The 16,961-nt window shown below is 64.7% G+C and carries 18 protein-coding genes; 3 read left to right on the top strand and 15 right to left on the bottom strand.

Going from position 1 to position 16,961, the window contains the following annotated elements; translation table 11 throughout:
- Nucleotides 1-5 precede the first annotated feature (5 nt).
- From ACZ1A1_RS12330 to ACZ1A1_RS12315, 4 genes are all read right to left on the bottom strand, one after another.
- A complete protein-coding gene (locus tag ACZ1A1_RS12330; RefSeq protein WP_463620190.1) occupies nucleotides 6-908 on the bottom strand; it encodes a DMT family transporter in 903 nt (300 codons plus the stop codon).
- 91 nt (nucleotides 909-999) lie between these two features.
- On the bottom strand, nucleotides 1,000-2,169 hold the full coding sequence (locus ACZ1A1_RS12325) for a PQQ-dependent sugar dehydrogenase (protein WP_463620189.1): 1,170 nt from the start codon (nucleotides 2,167-2,169) through the stop codon (nucleotides 1,000-1,002).
- 96 nt (nucleotides 2,170-2,265) lie between these two features.
- Nucleotides 2,266-2,484, bottom strand: a complete 219-nt coding sequence (locus ACZ1A1_RS12320; RefSeq protein WP_415213643.1) for a hypothetical protein — start codon at nucleotides 2,482-2,484, stop codon at nucleotides 2,266-2,268.
- A gap of 175 nt (nucleotides 2,485-2,659) precedes the next feature.
- A complete protein-coding gene (locus ACZ1A1_RS12315) occupies nucleotides 2,660-3,556 on the bottom strand; it encodes an EAL domain-containing protein (RefSeq protein WP_463620188.1) in 897 nt (298 codons plus the stop codon).
- A gap of 323 nt (nucleotides 3,557-3,879) precedes the next feature.
- Between ACZ1A1_RS12315 and ACZ1A1_RS12310 the strand changes: the two genes are divergently transcribed.
- Both ACZ1A1_RS12310 and ACZ1A1_RS12305 read left to right on the top strand, forming a co-directional pair.
- Complete coding sequence (locus ACZ1A1_RS12310; RefSeq protein WP_119257040.1) at nucleotides 3,880-5,082, top strand: pyridoxal phosphate-dependent aminotransferase; 1,203 nt, start codon at nucleotides 3,880-3,882, stop codon at nucleotides 5,080-5,082.
- Between the two features lie 119 nt (nucleotides 5,083-5,201).
- Nucleotides 5,202-5,435: a hypothetical protein gene (locus ACZ1A1_RS12305; protein ID WP_313193454.1), complete on the top strand. Its 234-nt coding sequence runs from the start codon at nucleotides 5,202-5,204 to the stop codon at nucleotides 5,433-5,435.
- On the opposite strand, the gene ACZ1A1_RS12300 is transcribed toward ACZ1A1_RS12305, so the two are convergent.
- The 5 genes from ACZ1A1_RS12300 to trxB form a co-directional block, all read right to left on the bottom strand.
- On the bottom strand, nucleotides 5,432-6,526 hold the full coding sequence (locus ACZ1A1_RS12300) for a calcium:cation antiporter (protein WP_463620187.1): 1,095 nt from the start codon (nucleotides 6,524-6,526) through the stop codon (nucleotides 5,432-5,434). The two genes, ACZ1A1_RS12305 and ACZ1A1_RS12300, sit on opposite strands and share 4 nt — an antisense overlap.
- 119 nt (nucleotides 6,527-6,645) lie before the next feature.
- A complete protein-coding gene (locus ACZ1A1_RS12295; RefSeq protein WP_463620186.1) occupies nucleotides 6,646-7,767 on the bottom strand; it encodes an alkene reductase in 1,122 nt (373 codons plus the stop codon).
- A 70-nt stretch (nucleotides 7,768-7,837) separates the two neighbouring features.
- Complete coding sequence (locus tag ACZ1A1_RS12290) at nucleotides 7,838-8,143, bottom strand: ArsR/SmtB family transcription factor (protein WP_463620185.1); 306 nt, start codon at nucleotides 8,141-8,143, stop codon at nucleotides 7,838-7,840.
- Between the two features lie 502 nt (nucleotides 8,144-8,645).
- Nucleotides 8,646-9,542, bottom strand: coding sequence for a LysR family transcriptional regulator VtlR (locus ACZ1A1_RS12285; RefSeq protein WP_119257044.1), 897 nt, complete (start codon nucleotides 9,540-9,542; stop codon nucleotides 8,646-8,648).
- Nucleotides 9,543-9,656: 114 nt separating this feature from the next.
- Entirely contained in the window at nucleotides 9,657-10,643 is a 987-nt protein-coding gene (gene trxB, locus ACZ1A1_RS12280) for a thioredoxin-disulfide reductase (RefSeq protein WP_463620184.1), read from the bottom strand.
- Between the two features lie 248 nt (nucleotides 10,644-10,891).
- On the opposite strand from trxB, the gene ACZ1A1_RS12275 reads away from it, so the two are divergent.
- Complete coding sequence (locus ACZ1A1_RS12275) at nucleotides 10,892-11,359, top strand: Lrp/AsnC family transcriptional regulator (protein ID WP_119257046.1); 468 nt, start codon at nucleotides 10,892-10,894, stop codon at nucleotides 11,357-11,359.
- Between the two features lie 20 nt (nucleotides 11,360-11,379).
- Here the strand turns inward: ACZ1A1_RS12275 and pseI are convergent, their stop codons facing one another.
- Genes pseI through pseB form a run of 6 tightly spaced genes read right to left on the bottom strand, consistent with a single transcriptional unit; the run spans nucleotide 11,380 to nucleotide 16,918 of the window.
- Nucleotides 11,380-12,438, bottom strand: coding sequence for a pseudaminic acid synthase (gene pseI / locus ACZ1A1_RS12270; protein WP_463620183.1), 1,059 nt, complete (start codon nucleotides 12,436-12,438; stop codon nucleotides 11,380-11,382).
- A gap of 4 nt (nucleotides 12,439-12,442) precedes the next feature.
- Nucleotides 12,443-12,955, bottom strand: a complete 513-nt coding sequence (gene pseH, locus ACZ1A1_RS12265; protein ID WP_463620182.1) for a UDP-4-amino-4,6-dideoxy-N-acetyl-beta-L-altrosamine N-acetyltransferase — start codon at nucleotides 12,953-12,955, stop codon at nucleotides 12,443-12,445.
- Nucleotides 12,952-14,052, bottom strand: coding sequence for a UDP-2,4-diacetamido-2,4,6-trideoxy-beta-L-altropyranose hydrolase (pseG, locus tag ACZ1A1_RS12260; protein ID WP_463620181.1), 1,101 nt, complete (start codon nucleotides 14,050-14,052; stop codon nucleotides 12,952-12,954). Before pseG ends, pseH begins: the two co-directional genes overlap by 4 nt.
- 3 nt (nucleotides 14,053-14,055) lie before the next feature.
- Complete coding sequence (gene pseF, locus ACZ1A1_RS12255; protein ID WP_463620180.1) at nucleotides 14,056-14,760, bottom strand: pseudaminic acid cytidylyltransferase; 705 nt, start codon at nucleotides 14,758-14,760, stop codon at nucleotides 14,056-14,058.
- The gene (gene pseC / locus ACZ1A1_RS12250) at nucleotides 14,757-15,920 is read right to left on the bottom strand and encodes a UDP-4-amino-4,6-dideoxy-N-acetyl-beta-L-altrosamine transaminase (RefSeq protein ID WP_463620179.1); all 1,164 of its coding nucleotides are present in this window, start codon (nucleotides 15,918-15,920) and stop codon (nucleotides 14,757-14,759) included. Before pseC ends, pseF begins: the two co-directional genes overlap by 4 nt.
- Nucleotides 15,920-16,918 (bottom strand): UDP-N-acetylglucosamine 4,6-dehydratase (inverting), encoded by a 999-nt coding sequence (pseB, locus tag ACZ1A1_RS12245; protein ID WP_463620178.1) that lies wholly within the window; start codon nucleotides 16,916-16,918, stop codon nucleotides 15,920-15,922. Before pseB ends, pseC begins: the two co-directional genes overlap by 1 nt.
- Between the last annotated feature and the right edge of the window lie 43 nt (nucleotides 16,919-16,961).

The following is a 16,961-nucleotide window of genomic DNA, read 5'->3' as shown; positions in this document are numbered from 1 at the left end:
CGGCTTCAGGCCTCCACGGCGACGTTCGCGCGGCGGGGACGCAGCAGCTCCGGCACGAGCTCGACCGCCAGCATGGCGGCGAAGATGATGGCGCAACCGGCATAGCCGGCGGGCGTGATCGTCTCGCCGAGCAGCATCACGCCGAAGGCGGCGGCGAACAGGGCCTCGCTGGAAAGGAAGATGGCGGCCTGCGGGGCGGTCGTGTAGCGCTGGGCGACGTTCTGGAAGATGAAGGCCATGCCGCTGGAGAACAGGCCGGAATAGAGGATTTCCGGCAGCGCGCCCTTGATGGCGGCGAGGCTCACGGGCTCGAACAGGAAGCCGGCCGTGCAGCCGAGCACCGCGCAGACGGCGAACTGCACGAGGGAAAGCGCGAGCGGCCGGCCGGAGCGGGCCGCATGGACGCCGACGCAGATCATCTGCACCGACCAGAGCACGGCACACAGGATCGTCAGCATGTCGCCGGCCGTCAGCGCCGCGAGCGCGCCGCCCGATAGGAGAAAGATGCCGAAGGAGGCCATGAGCGCGGCGGGCCAGACGACCCAGTGCGGCCGGCGGCGCAGCGCCAGCACGGTGAGGATCGGCGTGAAGACGACATAGAGGCCGGTGAGGAAGCCGGAATTGGTGACGGTGGTGGTCAGGAGGCCGATCTGCTGCGCGGCGGCGGCGGCAAAGAGCGCAATGCCGGTCAGCACGAAGCCGGCAAGGTCGCGCCGACGAAGGGGGCCTGCCGCGCGGGCCTTTTCCCACAGCGCGAAGGGCGCGGCGACGACGGTGGCGAGGATGAAGCGCAGGCCGATGAACCAGATCGGCCCCAGCGTCTCCATCGCCGTCGACTGGGCGATGAAGCCCGCGCCCCAGATGGCGCCGGCCAGCAACAGGAGAAGGTTCGCCTGAACGCGCGTCATGTCTCTTGACCCTGTGATGGGAGATAGGCGGGCGTCAACGCGCCCGCGGCCCTGCTAGCAGGTGCTCGACTTTCAGGCAAGGGGCGCGGGTTCAGTCCGTGGTGGTGACGCGGGAAACGCGCAAGAGCGCACCGTCGGCATCGTCCGTCAGCAGCAGGAGAGCGCCGTCCGGGGCGACGACCACGTCGCGGATGCGGCCATATTCGCCGGCGAGCATCCGTTCCTCGGCGACGATGGCGCCGCTGTCGTCCCGTTCGAGGCGGGCGACGAGCTGGTATTTCAGGGCGGCGACGATGAGGTTGCCATCCCATTCCGGGAACATCGCGCCGCGATAGACGGCGATGGCGCCCGGTGCGATGGACGGGTCCCAGTAGTAGAGCGGCTGCTCGTAACCCGCGGCGGACGAGCCGAGGTCGAATTCCGCGCCCGAATAGTGCCGCCCGTAGGAGACGAGCGGCCAGCCGTAGTTGCGGCCGGGCTGCGGGTTGTTGATCTCGTCCCCGCCGCGCGCGCCGTGCTCGGCGCTGAGCAGGGTGCCGTCCTTGGGGTCGATGGTCAGCCCCTGCGGGTTGCGGTGGCCCTTGGACCAGATTTCCGCAAGGCCCTCCGAGCTGCCGCGGAAGGGATTGCCGGCAAAGGGGCTGCCGTCGGGATTGATGTGCAGGATGGAGCCGGCATGGTCGCGCGGATCCTGCGCGCGGGCGCCGTCGCCCCTGTCGCCGATGCCGAAGAACAGGCTGCCGTCCCTGGCGATGGCGATGCGCGAGCCGAAATGCTCGCCGCGCCCGGTGAGGCGGTTCATCAGGAAGATGCGGGTCGTGTCTTCGAGCTTCGTGCCGTCGTCCGAAAGCCGGGCCCTCGCGACGGCGGTGCCGATGCCGCCGTTGCCGCGGGCGCTGTAGGTGAGGAAGAGGGTGCGGCTCGCCGCGAAATCCGGCGCGAGCGCGATGTCGAGCAGGCCGCCCTGGCCGTTTGTCGCCACTTCCGGCACGCCGCTGATCGGCGCGGAAATGTGGCCGTCGCGGATCAGGCGGAGCGTTCCGCCCTTTTCGGAGACGATATAGGCGCCATCGGGCAGCACTTCCACGGACCAGGGATTCCTGAGGCCCGTCGCCACGGTCTCGACGGAAAGCTCGGCCTTCTTGCTGGGGAAATGACGGGTTTCAGCGGCGGAAGGGGCAGGGGAGAATGCAAGGGCGAGGAGGAATGCCGCGGCGGTGACCGCCAAAGCGCTTTTCCGGTAGGTCTTTTCCTGTCGCATGCCCGTCTCCCATCCTTGTGCCGATAACTGGCCCAGACGCGGGCGGCTTTCAAGAGCGTTCGGGCCGGAGGGGGCAGGAAGACGCGAAAGCGCGGCTCACTTTTGCGTGGGTTCGACCTTTTGCGCGGGATCGACCTGGGGCGCGGCCTTTTCGATGCTGGAGGTCTTGATCGTGTCGACGGCGACGGCCGGCGGCGACATGAGGCCGACGACCATGACCACGCAGGCGGCCAGCGCCGTCATGGCGATCAGGAACATGGCGCGCGATTCCCGCGCCTTTGGCGATCTGCCGATCTTGTCTTCGTCGAGAAACATCGTTTTTCCCCTGTCTCGGTTTTTTCCCGTTGCAGTACGAAAAGGCCTGCCGAAATCGGCGCGACAAGGACCGAATTGCGGCAAGGCACGGCATTTATTGCGGCGAAAAGATGGCATGGTAAAAAAGACGGATTTTCAGCATGTTCGGCCGAATAGACGGCCGCTTCGCGCCGTTCTAGACGCCCCTCCTGCCGAACTGGCGCGCGGGGCGCTGGGGGTGGGTTTCCGCCGGGGCATGGGTGGCCTCCGCAGGCATCCGCGAAGGCGGTTCCCCGGTCTCGGGAAAGGCCGTGTTGAAGCTCGTCGGGGCGATCTCCGGCCGGGCCAGCAGATAGCCCTGCATCAGCGGCCCGCCCATCTCGCGGCAGAGCGCGATCATCTCCGGCTCCTCGATGCCGGCGACGATGGCGCTTATGCCCTTCTGGGCGAGCTGGCCGACGACGATGCGCAGCAGCGCGAGGCCCGCGGAGTTTTCCGCAAAGCCGTGCAGCCATGCCGTGTCGAAGGTCACGAATTGCGGGCGCAGGCGCTCCAGGCGGTCAAGGTCGCGGTCCTCGCCGGCATAGTCGTCGATGGCGATGGAAAAGCCGCTTTCATGCAGGCGTGCGGCGAATTCCGCCAGCCCGTCGGGATCGTCCAGCGGGTGCTCGTGGATTTCGCAGGCGATGGCCTCCGGCGCCATGCCGGCCTGATGGGCCGCGAGCCGCAGCCGCTCGACCTCCTGGCGCATCGCCTGGGGCGTGCCGTAGAATCCGGTCTGGAAATTGACCAGGAGCGCGATGCCCTGCCGGCCGAGCGCGCCCGTATTGAGGATGTGCAGGCTGCGGCATAGGCCATCCACCGCCGCGCGCTCCTCTTCCGGCACCGTGCGGAAGAAATCCGTCGGGGCGATGGGCTCGCCCTTGATGCTGGCGCGGATCAGGCCCTTGAGGGCGGCGATCTGCAGGTGCCCGTCCTGATGCTCGCAGAAGATCGGCTGGAGGGCGGACTGCAGCAGGTAGGGGCCATAGATCGCGCTGAAGGCGCCGTCCGGCTGGCGGACGAGATTGGAGAAGATGCTTCTTTCGCTCATGCAGCGCACCATCCGCTGGAACGATGTCGTGATGAAATAATAGGGCCGAGCCGTTAATGCGGGATTAATCTTTCGCGTAAAAATTTTCGGTGTTTCCCGTGGCCTCAACTTTCTGGTGTGACGGTTGCATGGTGGTGCGGCGATCCATTCGCATCGCTGATGGCGCCCATGAAATTTTGCGGTGTCGCCCGCATTTCCCGCTTTTTTCGCCCTTCGCGCTTGCAAGACCGGCCCACATTCGACATAGACCTAACCGCTATGGAGCCCGCGCTCCGGGTCCATGGCCTCAAGCCGTCTTTGAACCCGATGAGGACATCTCCATCATGGCCTTTCTTGCCGACGCTCTTTCCCGTGTGAAGCCTTCCGCCACCATCGCCGTTTCCCAGAAAGCGCGCGAGCTGAAAGCGAAAGGCCGCGATGTCATCGGGCTCGGCGCGGGCGAGCCGGACTTCGACACGCCGGACAACATCAAGCAGGCCGCCATCGAGGCGATCAACCGCGGCGAGACGAAGTACACGCCGGTTGCCGGCATTCCGGAACTGCGCGAAGCCATCGTCAAGAAGTTCAAGCGCGAGAACAATCTCGACTACACCGCCGCGCAGACGATCGTCGGCACGGGCGGAAAGCAGATTCTTTTCAACGCCTTCATGGCGACGATGAATCCGGGCGATGAAGTCGTTATCCCGACACCTTACTGGGTGTCCTACCCGGAAATGGTCTCGCTGTGCGGCGGCACGCCGGTCTTCGTCGCCACGACGCAGGAAAACAAGTTCAAGCTGAAGGCGGAAGACCTTGAAAAGGCGATCACGCCGAAGACCAAGTGGTTCATCTTCAATTCGCCGTCCAACCCTTCGGGCGCGGCCTACAGCCACGACGAGCTGAAGGCGCTGACGGACGTGCTGATGCGCCATCCGCATGTCTGGGTGCTGACCGACGACATGTACGAGCACCTGACCTATGGCGACTTCAAGTTCGCCACCCCGGTCGAGGTCGAGCCCGGCCTCTACGACCGTACGCTGACCATGAACGGCGTTTCCAAGGCCTATGCGATGACCGGCTGGCGTATCGGCTATGCGGCCGGTCCGCTCGCCCTCATCAAGGCCATGGACATGATCCAGGGCCAGCAGACGTCGGGCGCCTGCTCGATCGCCCAGTGGGCGGCCGTCGAGGCGCTGAACGGCACGCAGGACTTCATCCCGGAAAACAAGAAGATCTTCGAGGGCCGCCGCGATCTCGTCGTCTCCATGCTCAACCAGGCGACCGGCATCGAGTGCCCGTCGCCGGAAGGTGCCTTCTACGTCTATCCGTCCTGCAAGGGCCTGATCGGCAAGACCGCGCCGTCGGGCAAGGTCATCGAGACGGACGAGGACTTCGTCTCGGAACTGCTGGAAGCCGAAGGCGTCGCCGTCGTGCACGGCTCGGCCTTCGGCCTCGGCCCGAACTTCCGCATCTCCTATGCGACCTCGGAAGCGCAGCTGGAAGAAGCCTGCAAGCGCATCCAGCGCTTCTGCGCGGCCTGCAAGTAAGCCATTTCACTTCGTGAACGAGAACCCGCCGGAGACGGCGGGTTTTTTGTTTCCGCCAGTGAAATTTTCGCCTTCGTTCCCGATATAATGAAGCGATACGGAAACACCGGAGCAGCCTCATGAAAGCCACGTCTCTCTCACTCGTCGCCCTTCTCGCGCTCACCGCGGCGACCTCCGCGTTTGCCGCCGACAATTATGGCGAACGGAGCGAGGAAGCGCCGCGCGGCAAGATCGTGGTCAGCGAGCGGCCGGCCATGATGTCGGTCTGGGATTATTTCTTCAACAATCCCGAGAAGTACCGCTCCATGCGCAACGGTCCCGGCGAGTACCATGTCGGCGGCATGCGCCGCTAAAGGCCGATCAAGGTCAGCATGACGAAGGTGGCGAAGAGGATGAAATGCGTCATCCCCTCGATGGCGTTCGTCTCGCCGTCGTTGAGGTTGATGGCGGCAGCGATCAGCGTGATCGTCGCCATGACGGTCTGCGTCGGCGACATGGCCATGATGAAGGGCTGGCCGGTATAGAGGGCGATGGCCTCCATGACGGGCACCGTGAGGATGACCGTCGAGAGCGAGGCGCCCATGGCGATGTTGACGACCGATTGCATGCGGTTGGCGAGCGCGGCGCGCAGCGCCGTCAGTATTTCCGGCGCGGCGGAGATCGCGGCGACGATCACGGCCATCAGCGCCGGGGGCGCGCCGGAGCCCTTGAGCCCGGCGCCGAGCAGCACCGACATCACTTCCGCGAGCGCGCCGATCAGCACCACGCCGATGACGATGACGGCGATGGACAGGCCGGCCGGCTCGTCTTCCTCCGGCTCCGTGCTCTCGTGGGCCTCCTTCCGCCCGGCGCGCGGATAGGCGTAACTGAAGAAATAGGAATGCGCGCCGACCTGCATGCGCAGGAAGAGCGCATAGAGCGCGATCATCGCGCCGATGGTGAAGGCGGAATAGAGGTGCCAGCTTTCGCGCGGCACGAATTCCGGCACGACCATGGAGATGCCCATGGCGGTCAGGATCATCACGCCGTAGGTCTTTCCCGAATCGTCGTTATAGGGCTGCTCGCCGTGGCGGATGCCGCCGAGGAGGGCGGCAAGGCCGAGGATGCCGTTGATGTCCAGCATCACCGCCGCGTAGATCGTGTCGCGCACCAGCGTCGGCGAGGTCTCGCCCTGCATCATGATGGCGAGGATCACCACCTCAACCAGCACCGCCGACAGGGTGAGGATCATCGTGCCATAGGGATCGCCGACCTTGGAGGCGAGGATTTCCGCGTGGTGGGCGATGCGGGTGGAAACGAGGACGATCGCGACGACGAGGGCGAAGGCGGCCGCCAGCACCGGCAGGCGGCCCATCTCCAGCAGGCTGTGTTCGCTCGCATAGGCGAGGATGGCGGCGGCAAGGCCGACGAACAGGAAGCGTTCCTTCAGCAGGCTGGACAGCATGGGCAGGCGGCTCCCTGTGGTTGCATCTTGCGTAGATGTAGCCAAGACCCGCAAAAAGGAAACGCCCGCGGGGAGAAAACCGCGGGCGTTTCTGCATGGTTCTTTCGGGGATGCCTTGATCAGGCGACGTTTTCGAGGGCCGGATAGTCCGTATAGCCCCTGGCGCCGCCGCCGTAGAACGTGTCCTTGTCCGGCGGGTTGAGCACCGTGTCGTTCTTCAGCCGCTCCACGAGGTCGGGGTTGGCGATGAAGAGCTTGCCGAAGGCGACGAGGTCGGCCCGGCCTTCCTCCACGGCGTCGATGGCCAGTTCCCGGTTGTAGCCGTTGTTGACCATCCAGGCGGCCTTGCCGCCGGCCGCCTTGTAGGCCGCGCGCAGGGCTTCGTAGTCGAAGGGCTTGTCACCCTGCTGGTGATCGCGCGGGCCGCCGGTCGCGCCTTCGATGATGTGGATATAGGCGAGGCCGTGCCTGGCAAGGCCCTCGACGACATGGGTGAAGAGCGGCTGCGGTTCCGGGTCGAAGGCATCGTTGGCGGGCGTCACCGGCGAGATGCGGATGGCGGTGCGGCCGGCGCCGATCTCGGCCACTATGGCGTCGACGACCTCGAAGAGGAAGCGGGCGCGGTTCTCGATGGAGCCGCCGTAGTCGTCCGTGCGCCTGTTGCTGCCGGAGCGCAGGAACTGGTCGATGAGATAGCCGTTGGCGGCATGGATCTCGATGCCATCGAAGCCGGCGTCGATCGCGGCGCGGGCCGCGCGGCGGTAATCCTCCACGATGCCGGCAAGCTCGGCGCGGTCGAGGGCGCGGGGCTCGGAGGTCTCGGCGAAGGCGCCGCTGCCGTCGGCATTGATGAGATAGGTCTTGGACCTGGCGATGACGGCGGAGGGGGCCACCGGCTTGCCGCCGTTCGGCTGGAGGCTCTCATGCGAGACGCGGCCGACATGCCACATCTGCACGACGATCTTGCCGCCGGCCCTGTGCACGGCGTCCGTCACCTGCCGCCAGCCGGCGAGCGCTTCCGGCGTATAGAGGCCGGGCACGTCGGCATAGCCCTGGCCCTGCTGGGTGATGGGCGTGCCCTCGGTGATGATGAGGCCGGCGGAGGCGCGCTGCTCGTAATAGGTCGCGTTCAGCGTGTTGGGCACGGCGCCCGGCGACCGGTTGCGCGTCAGCGGTGCCATGACGATGCGGTTGGCGAGCTGGATATCGCCGATCCTGATGGGGTCGAAGAGCGAGGTCATGGAAGGATCCTTGTTCTGGCTGGGAGATGTGACACCGTCTGCGGCAAGGGCCGGCGGAAGCCGGACTTGCTCAAAGGGCGCCGTTGATGTGGTGGAGAAAGGCCGCGATCTTTTCTTCGTCGCGTTTGAAGAACACCCACTGGCCGACCTTGCGCGTCGTCACGAGGCCGGCGCGCTGGAGGGTGGCGAGATGGGCGGAAACGGTGGACTGCGAAAGATCGCAGCGCTTTTCGATCTGGCCGGCGCAGACGCCGAATTCCAGCGGATGCTCCTGCCCGGCGAAATGCCGCCGCGGCTCCTTCAGCCAGCCGAGAATCTCCATCCGCTTGGGATGGGCGAGGGCCTTGAGGATTTCGTCGGTGTCGAGCGTGGTCATCTCTATCGTGATCCGGCGATGGTTATATCGTCTGATCTCGATATCGGGTTCGCCATTCGGCGATACAAGAGGCGCGGGCAAAAAAAGAGGGCCACGAGCGAAGCCCGGGCCCTGCAAGTTTGAAGGTCAAAAACCTCCAGAGGGGAACAGCCAGCGCGCGGTGCTGGGAGGAGAAAGACCGCGGATGCGCCGGCTGTTTTAGATATGGGGGAGGGGCCGGCATTCTTCAAGAGAAGCGCTTGCCAAGTTTTCCGGGGAGGGTGGAAATTCCGTTCCGGCGAACGGAAGGCAAAAAAAGAGGGCCACAAGATCAACCTGGGCCCTTTATAGTTTTGAAGGTAATTAAACCTCCAGAGGGGAACAGCTGGTGCGGTGGCACTGGGAGGAAAAAGCCACCGAAATGCATCAGCTGCGCGCCATATGCTGGTTTTTTGGGCACGCATCAATCTTTTAATGTGCATGCCAGCCATGCGCGGGGCGCAGGCCTTGCCGAAAACCGTCCTCAGAAGTTCCAGTTGCGCGCCTTGGCGACGATGAAGTCGCGGAAAACCTTGAGCTTTGCCGCATTCTTCATCTCGCTCGGATAGCAGAAATAGGTATCGAACGAGGGAATATCGGCGCTCACCGGCAGCTGGATAAGTCCCGGGTCGCGGCCGACGATGTAGTCCGGCAGCATGGCGATGCCGATGCCGAGGAGGCAGGCGCGCTTGATCGAGGTCTGGCTGTTGATCTGCAGCACGGAGGGGCGGGGATTGTCGGAATCGCGCCCGGCGATCTCCAGCCAGTTGACGTCGAGCAGGTAGCTCGGCGCCGGCTCGCCGAAGGTGATGATCTTGTGGTTGTCGAGATCGTCGATCGACTGCGGCTCGCCGTAGCGGTTGATGTAGGAGGGGGCGGCGTAGAGGTGCATGTGCACCGTGAACAGGCGGCGCTGGATGAGGTCCGACTGCTGCGGCTCGCGCAGGCGGATGGCGCAGTCGGCATGGCGCATGTTCACGTCCAGCTCCTCGTTGTCGAGGATGAGCTGCACCTGCATGTCCGGGTAAAGCGCGAGGAATTCCTGCACCTTGTCCGTCAGCCAGCCCTGGCCGAGGCCGACGGTGGTGGTGATGCGCAGCTTGCCGCTCGGCTTCTCGGTGTTTTCCGTCAGCTGCACGCGCACGCTTTCGAGCTTCATCAGCACGTCGTGGGCGGCGCGATAGAGGATCTCGCCCTGCTCGGTGAGGATCAGGCCGCGGGCATGGCGGTGGAAGAGCTTGATGCCGACATCCTGCTCCAGCGCGCTCACCTGGCGGCTGATGGCCGATTGAGACAGGTGCAGCTTGTCTGCGGCGTGCGTGAACGAGCCGGCCTCGGCCGCGGCATGAAAAATCCGCAGCTTGTCCCAATCGAGCGGCATTCTATCCCCCATATGTCTGTGCGGCCGGGAGTGTGTGCCTCCCGCCCGGTCGCTGATACTACTGTTCCCACGCGGGAGGTCGGATGCGAATCCGCCCCCCTTTGTTGGCGGCTTCTACTCGGCCGCAATTGCGACAGGCATATGACCTGCAAGGTATTTTTCGGTTTCGAGGGCCGCCATGCAGCCCATGCCGGCGGCCGTGACCGCCTGGCGATAGATGTCGTCCGTGACGTCGCCTGCGGCAAAAACGCCCGGCACGTCCGTCGCGGTGGAATCGGGCGCGGTCCAGAGGTAGCCGTTCGGCTTCTGGCGCAGCTTGCCCTTGAAGAGCTCCACCGCCGGCGCATGGCCGATGGCGACGAAGACGCCGTCCGTTTCCACGTCGCGCGTCTCGCCGGTCTTCACGTTGCGCAGCGTCACGCCGTTGACGGAGGCCGGCATCGGGGGCTTGGGCTCTGCGCCGAGATATTCGACGACCTCATGGTCCCAGACGACCTTGACGTTCTCCCTGGCGAACAGGCGCTCCTGCAGGATCTTTTCCGCGCGGAACGAATCGCGGCGGTGCACGACCGTCACGGTTTTCGCGAGGTTGGCGAGGTAGAGCGCTTCCTCCACGGCCGAATTGCCGCCGCCGACCACGATGACGTCCTTGCCGCGATAGAAGAAGCCGTCGCAGGTAGCGCAGGCCGAAACGCCGAAGCCCATGAACTTGTGCTCGGTGTCGATGCCGAGCCACTTGGCCTTGGCGCCGGTGGCGATGATGAGCGCGTCGGCGGTCCATTCGGTTCCGCTGTCGGTGGAGATGCGGAAGGGGCGTACGTCGAGGTCGACATTGGTGACGAGGTCGTTGACGATCTCGGCGCCGACATGCTCCGCCTGCTTGAGCATCTGCTCCATCATCCAGGGGCCCTGCACCGGATCGGCATAGCCCGGATAGTTTTCCACATCCGTGGTGATCATGAGCTGGCCGCCCTGTTCCATGCCGGCGATCAGCACCGGCTCCAACATGGCGCGGGCGGTGTAGATGGCGGCAGTGTAGCCGGCAGGCCCGGAGCCGATGATCAGCACCTTGACGTGGCGGGAAGCAGGGCGGGCGGACATGGTCGTTCCTTCCGGGGCCATCGCCCCAATCGGCCCTCCGCGCGGTCTCGCGCATGGCAGGGCCAGCGTGTCTTTGTTCGATCCTCATTTATGAGGGGAGTCGAGGGAGTTTCAAGAGCGCGCGGCGGTTTGCCAACAGACAAGCAAAGCCCCGTGACATATTTGTGCCGCTTGGGGTAACAATGTTGCGCCAATACGGCGATTCGGGTTACTTCCGGTCGCCATTCCGAAAGGTTTCAAAAGCTCCCATGTTTCGTGCCGAACTCGACGCCATCGACATCCGCATCCTGAAGGAACTGCAGGCCGATGGCCGGATGACCAATGTGGAGCTGGCCGCCCGGGCCGGCATTTCCGCCCCGCCCTGCCTTCGCCGCGTGCGCAAGCTGGAGGAGGCGGGCATCATCGAGGGCTACACGGCGATGCTGAACGCCCCCGCGCTCGGCTACGACCTCGTCGCCTTCTGCATGGTCGGCCTCAAGCACCAGTCGGAAGCCAACCTCAAGGCCTTCGCTGCCGCGACCGGCGAATGGCCGATGGTCCGCCAGGCCTGGATGGTCTCCGGCGACAGCGACTTCCTGCTCCACTGCGTCGCCGAAAACCTCACCCGCTTCCAGGACTTCGTCATCGAGGAACTCACCGCCAATCAGCAGGTGGACACGGTGCGGACGATGCTGACGATCCGGCAGGTCAAGAAGGTGGGGCTGGTGGAGCTTTGAGGGACTGAAAGGCCTTCGGCCTACTCAGCCAGCCCGACGCTTTCCCAGGTGACGGCCGTGTTCCTGCCGATCGCACGCGCGGCCTTCCGGCCGAGGACGCGGTCGAGGTGCTTCGGCGCCAGGCCGAAGCCCGGGCGAACGCTTCGGACGGCGTCTTCCGTGATCGTCTCGCCGGCGGCAATGTCCTTGACGAAGTACAGGGAGCGCCGGAACTTGACGTTGTCCTGTTCGCTCGACTTGCGGGCATAGTTCACGGCGCCGAGTGCGCTCCATGCCGTCTTGCAGCCATGCACGAGAGCGGCCATTTCCGCCGGCTCCAGCGAGAAGCTGTCGTCCGGGCCGCCGCCCGAGCGATCCAAGGTGAAGTGCTTCTCGACGATGGAGGCACCCATGGCGATGGCGGCAATGGCGGTGACATTGTCGAGCGTATGGTCGGACAGGCCGGTGACGGCGCCGTAGCGGCCGATCATGTCGGTGATCGTGCGCAGGTTGTAGTCTTCGGCCGGAGCGGGATAGCCGCTCACGCAGTGCAGGACGGCAATCTCCTTCGCGCCGCCGTCACGGGCGGCCTGCAGCGCCTCGCCGATCTCCTCCGCATCGGCCATGCCGGTCGAGATGATCAGCGGCTTGCCCGTCGATGCCGCGTAACGAATAAGCGGCAGGTCCACCGCCTCGAAGGAGGCGATCTTGTAGGCCGGCGCGCCGAGGTCTTCGAGAAGATCGATGGCCGTGTTGTCGAAGGGAGACGAGAAGATGGTGATCCCGAGGGCGCGCGCGCGCTCGAAGAGCGGCTTGTGCCATTCCCACGGCATGTGGGCCTCTTCGTAGAGCTTGTACAGGCTCTTTCCGTCCCACAGGCCGCCGCGGATCTGAAACTCCTCCGCCTCGCTGTCGAGGGTGATCGTATCGGGGCGATAGGTCTGGAGCTTGATGGCGTCCGCCCCCGTCTTCTTCGCCTCCTCGACGATGGCGAGCGCCGTTTCGAGCCTGCCGTTATGGTTGGCGGAGAGCTCGGCGATGATGTAGGGCGAGTAGGCGGGACCGATTTCGCGGCCGGCGATGGTAATGCGGGGCGTCATGTCGTCATCCTTGCTGGCTGTCGCGCCATTCGGTGTTCAGAAGGCCGAACAATATGATGTCGTGCCAGTTCGTGCCGTCGAAAAAATGTCGGCGCAGGCGTCCTTCCTCGGTGAAACCGAGGGCGGTGTGCATGCGGATCGACGCGGCATTGTCGTCTATGGCCTGGCCCGCCACGCGTTCGTAACCCAGCGTGTCGAATGCATGGGTGAGCGCCATCTGGCCAAGCCTGCGGCCGGTTCCCTTTTCCGCGTCCGGTGCCGTGTAGAAGCCCCAGTCGGCAACGCCCCGGGACAGGGCGGGAGAGAACTGCACGAAGCCCCGCGGCCGGCCGCCGCATTCGAATATCAGCAGCGCACGCAACGGATCGGCTGCGCATTTCTCGAACCATTTTCGATGGTCCTCGGCGGCGATTTCCTCCCGCGTGAACATGAAATCCCGGACGGACGGATGATTGCGCCATGCGCGCACAACATCGAGATCCTCGTGGGTCATCGATCTCAAGGTGTCGTGCGTCATTGCCAGTTCTCGCTCTCCATTTCGCTCGCAACCCGCGGGGCTCCCAGACCGTCGACGATTGCCGCGGCCGCCTTGCTCATCGCCGGCAGCATGCCGTCCCGGACGATCTTCTCGATCTGCGCCGGCAGGGACTGTCTCAGGTCGTCGGATGCGCCGATCGTGACCGATGCGCCGGCATCCTCGAGCTGCCTTGCGCCGTTGACCTGGTTGTCGGCCATGACGACGATCACGCTCGGAAGGCCCAGCGCGCATCGTTCCCAGGCGCCGCCGCCTCCGCCGCCGACCGCAAGATCGCTGCGGGCAAGGAGAGTTGCTATATCGGGTGGATCGATTGCAAGTTCAACGGGGAAGGGAGCCGTGGCGGCATGCTCTGCCACGACATCCCGCCACGGCGCCGTCGGGCCGAGAATGACGGTGACGTGAAACAGGGCCGCATCGGAGCAGCCGGCCAGCGCATCGAGGATGCGGGCAGAGAAGTTGTCCCGGTCGACGCCGCCCATCGACACGACGATCCGTTCCGGCCGAATACGGTTCTGCCTCCATGCGAGCGAAGCCGCCCTGCCATTCGCGAAATTCGGGCGTAGGAGGGCGTAACGGCTGCCGAGCAACAAACGGGTGTCGGGAGGCGTCAGCCGGGCATATTCTTCTTCCTGGCGACCCAGCGTCTGGTCTAGCAGCAAATCGCAATCGTGCGGGCGATCGGCGAGGTCGTCGATGACCATGATCTTCTTTGCCAAGGGGCGGATTGCCTGCTGCCAGCGCCTGTCGATGGCGTAATGATCCGTGACCAGCCATTCGGTGCCGCTTTCGAGCAGTGCCTTTACCTCCGCTATTTCCTGCTCGAGCGAGACACCCAGCCAATTGCCGTGCGCGAGATCCGCCGGCCCCTGCTTCCCGCCTGCGGGCGAAGGGAGGACGGACAAGCCGTAGCCGCGATCCGTGATGAGCCGTGAAAGGAAGCCGGCATGCTCGCGGCAAATGAATGCAATGTCGCTGCCGCGCGCGCGCAGCTCATCCGCCAGCGTCAGGCAGCGCATGACATGGCCGAGGCCGATCTCTGTCGATGCGTCGGCCCGAAAGACGATACGCTTCGCCATTCCTCAGCTCTCGGTCTTGGCGATGACGTCCAGGGCGGCATACATCGCTTCCGCCTGCCGCCAGTCTTCCGGCGTGTCGATATCCTGAACGCGCACGCGGGGCATCAGGTGGATGCGCGACCGCGGCCCGAAGATCGGTGCACCGCTCAGCCAGGCCTGCGTCCGCCCCCAATAGAACTGGCCGGCATCGTGATAGGCCGGTTCGAGGTCCTGCGAGCGGGTCGTCATATGTTCGGGATGGAACATGCCGACTTCGCCTTGCGGGCCGACGCGGATTGCCCGCTGGATGGGAAAGGGGAAGTCGGTGGCCGAAAAGACGTAGTCGGCGCCGGTTGCCGTCATCAGGTTGCCGGCAGCCTGGAGATCGCCGGCCTGCATGAACGGCGCGGTGGCGTAGATGCAGCATGCGAGGTCGATATCGTCGCCCTGTTCCAGCAGGAAGGTGAGCGCGTGTGCGATGACCGGCGTCGTTCCCGCATGATCGTTGCTGAGTTCGGCCGGTCGAAGAAAGGGAACCTCCGCCCCTTCGGCCCGCGCCACTCCGGCAATTTCCTCGTCGTCCGTCGAAACGACGATCCTGTCGAAACACTTGCTTTCCTGCGCCGTGCGGATCGACCGGGCAATCATCGGAATGCCTGCGAAAGGCTTTATGTTCTTACGCGGGATGCGCTTAGAGCCGCCTCGCGCCGGGATGATCGCGATCTTCATGCCGCAAGCGTGTCCTTCAGGGCGTCGACGACGCGCCGCTGGTCGTCTTCCGAAAGCGTCGGAAACATCGGGAGGCTGATTGCCGAGGCATAGTAGGCTTCGGAGGCGGGGAAGTCGCCCGGCGCAAAGCCGAACTTGCTGTAATAGGGCTGGGTGTGAACCGGAATGTAGTGCAGGTTGACGCCGACGCCGCGCGCGCGCAGGCCTTCGAAAACGGCACGATGCCCTGGACGCTCCAAGGCTTCGGGCGCAAGACGGATCACATAGAGGTGGAGGGCGGAGCGGCCGTCGGGATGACGCAGCGGGGTAAGGATCGGCAGGCCCGCCAGGAGAGCGCCGTAGCGGTCGGCAATGGCATGGCGACGGGCGACATAGTCGTCCACCCGGGTCATCTGGCTGACGCCGAGGGCGGCCTGTAGGTCGGTTATCCGGTAATTGTAGCCGAGCTCGACCTGCTGGTAGTACCAGGGGCCGTCGGGGGCGTGGGTCATCAGCCGCGGGTCACGCGTGATGCCGTGCGAGCGGAAGAGCCGCAGGCGTTCGGCAAGCCTCACGTCATTCGTCATCGCGGCGCCGCCTTCGGCGGTGGTGACGATCTTGACGGGGTGGAAGCTGAAGACGGTGATGTCGGAATGGGCGCAATTGCCGATCGGCGCGCCGAGATAATGCCCGCCGATCGCGTGGGAAGCATCTTCGATGACCCGAACGCCGAATTTGCGGGCAAGGGCTGCGATGGCGGCCATGTCGCAGGACTGGCCGGTCATGTGCACCGGCACGATGACCTTGGGAAGGCGGCCGGCCGCTTGTGCGGCTTCAAGCTTCGTCTCGAGCGCGCGCGGGCACATGTTGAAGGTCGCGGGGTCGATATCGACGAAGTCGACATCCGCGCCGCAATAGAGCGCGCAGTTGGCCGAAGCCACGAAGGTGATCGGCGAGGTCCAGAGCAGATCGCCGGGGCCGAGCTCCAGGGCAAGACAGGCGATATGCAGGGCGGAGGTGGCGGAATTGACGGCCACGCCGAAGGCGGCGCCGCAATAGTCCGTCAGGGCCGTCTCGAACCGTTCGACCGCCGGGCCCTGCGTGAGGAAATCCGACTGGAGGGTTTCGATGACCGCGTCTATGTCGGCCTGCGATATATCCTGGCGGCCGTAGGGTATCATCAGATCGCCCCGATCTTGGCCTGGTTGTCGCGGATCCACGCCTGCAGGGCCTCGATGCTCATCCATTCCCTGTTGTTGTCGGAGGTGTAGCTGAAGCCTTCGGGAACGCGCACGCCATCCTTGATGCGCTCGCCGGTCGTGTGCCAGTTGTGGATTGCCGGCAGGATCTTGAAGTGCTCGGGATATTCGTAGGTGTAGTAAGCGTCTTCCTCGCTGATCATCTGCTCGTGCAGCTTTTCACCGGGACGGATGCCGACGATCTTGTGGCTGGCTTCGGGCGCGACTGCGCGGGCAAGATCCGAGACCTTCATCGATGGGATCTTCTTGACGTAGATTTCGCCGCCGGCCATGTCGTCGAAGGCGTGCCACACCAGTTCGACGCCCTGCTCCAGGCTGATCATGAAGCGGGTCATGCGCTCGTCGGTGATCGGCAGTTCGCCCGTGTCGCGGATCGACAGGAAGAACGGGATCACCGAGCCGCGCGACCCCATGACATTGCCGTAGCGCACGACCGCGAAGCGCGTGTCATGGCCGCCTGCATAGGAGTTTCCGGCGACGAACAGCTTGTCAGACGCAAGCTTGGTGGCGCCGTAGAGATTGACCGGGCTCGACGCCTTGTCGGTGGAAAGGGCGACCACGCGGCGGATCTTCCGGTCGATGCAGGCGTCGATCAGGTTCATCGCGCCATTGATGTTCGTCTTCACGCATTCGAACGGGTTGTATTCGGCGGTCGGCACGATCTTGGTGGCGGCTGCGTGGACCACGAACTCGATGCCGTCCAGTGCCCGGTACAGCCGCTCCTTGTCCCGCACGTCGCCGATGAAGAAGCGCACGCGCGGATCGTTCTGGAACTTCTTGGCCATGTCCCACTGTTTCATCTCATCTCGGGAGTAGATGACGATGCGCTTGGGATTGTACTTGGCGAGGGTCATCGGGACGAAGGCGTTTCCGAAGGAACCCGTGCCACCCGTTACGAGAATGGATTTGCCTTCAAGCATGTTTACGCACCTGCCTTGGCCCTGTCGGGCATTGTTCGATGGG

The sequence above is a fragment of the Shinella sp. R2-11 genome (assembly GCF_055330205.1).
The sequence above is the reverse complement of the archived record's forward strand: the minus strand, read 5'-3'. Positions and strand labels throughout refer to the sequence as shown.

What these genes read in the sequence shown, in the direction of transcription:
- ACZ1A1_RS12315 (WP_463620188.1), bottom strand. Translation starts at nt 3,556, where the DNA reads ATGAGCGAAAGAAGCATCTTCTCCAATCTCGTCCGCCAGCCGGACGGC.
- ACZ1A1_RS12275 (WP_119257046.1), top strand. Translation starts at nt 10,892, where the DNA reads ATGTTTCGTGCCGAACTCGACGCCATCGACATCCGCATCCTGAAGGAA.
- trxB (WP_463620184.1), bottom strand. Translation starts at nt 10,643, where the DNA reads ATGTCCGCCCGCCCTGCTTCCCGCCACGTCAAGGTGCTGATCATCGGC.
- pseF (WP_463620180.1), bottom strand. Translation starts at nt 14,760, where the DNA reads ATGAAGATCGCGATCATCCCGGCGCGAGGCGGCTCTAAGCGCATCCCG.
- ACZ1A1_RS12310 (WP_119257040.1), top strand. Translation starts at nt 3,880, where the DNA reads ATGGCCTTTCTTGCCGACGCTCTTTCCCGTGTGAAGCCTTCCGCCACC.
- pseH (WP_463620182.1), bottom strand. Translation starts at nt 12,955, where the DNA reads ATGACGCACGACACCTTGAGATCGATGACCCACGAGGATCTCGATGTT.
- ACZ1A1_RS12330 (WP_463620190.1), bottom strand. Translation starts at nt 908, where the DNA reads ATGACGCGCGTTCAGGCGAACCTTCTCCTGTTGCTGGCCGGCGCCATC.
- pseB (WP_463620178.1), bottom strand. Translation starts at nt 16,918, where the DNA reads ATGCTTGAAGGCAAATCCATTCTCGTAACGGGTGGCACGGGTTCCTTC.
- ACZ1A1_RS12290 (WP_463620185.1), bottom strand. Translation starts at nt 8,143, where the DNA reads ATGACCACGCTCGACACCGACGAAATCCTCAAGGCCCTCGCCCATCCC.
- ACZ1A1_RS12320 (WP_415213643.1), bottom strand. Translation starts at nt 2,484, where the DNA reads ATGTTTCTCGACGAAGACAAGATCGGCAGATCGCCAAAGGCGCGGGAA.
- pseG (WP_463620181.1), bottom strand. Translation starts at nt 14,052, where the DNA reads ATGGCGAAGCGTATCGTCTTTCGGGCCGACGCATCGACAGAGATCGGC.
- ACZ1A1_RS12325 (WP_463620189.1), bottom strand. Translation starts at nt 2,169, where the DNA reads ATGCGACAGGAAAAGACCTACCGGAAAAGCGCTTTGGCGGTCACCGCC.
- ACZ1A1_RS12285 (WP_119257044.1), bottom strand. Translation starts at nt 9,542, where the DNA reads ATGCCGCTCGATTGGGACAAGCTGCGGATTTTTCATGCCGCGGCCGAG.
- pseI (WP_463620183.1), bottom strand. Translation starts at nt 12,438, where the DNA reads ATGACGCCCCGCATTACCATCGCCGGCCGCGAAATCGGTCCCGCCTAC.
- ACZ1A1_RS12305 (WP_313193454.1), top strand. Translation starts at nt 5,202, where the DNA reads ATGAAAGCCACGTCTCTCTCACTCGTCGCCCTTCTCGCGCTCACCGCG.
- pseC (WP_463620179.1), bottom strand. Translation starts at nt 15,920, where the DNA reads ATGATACCCTACGGCCGCCAGGATATATCGCAGGCCGACATAGACGCG.
- ACZ1A1_RS12300 (WP_463620187.1), bottom strand. Translation starts at nt 6,526, where the DNA reads ATGCTGTCCAGCCTGCTGAAGGAACGCTTCCTGTTCGTCGGCCTTGCC.
- ACZ1A1_RS12295 (WP_463620186.1), bottom strand. Translation starts at nt 7,767, where the DNA reads ATGACCTCGCTCTTCGACCCCATCAGGATCGGCGATATCCAGCTCGCC.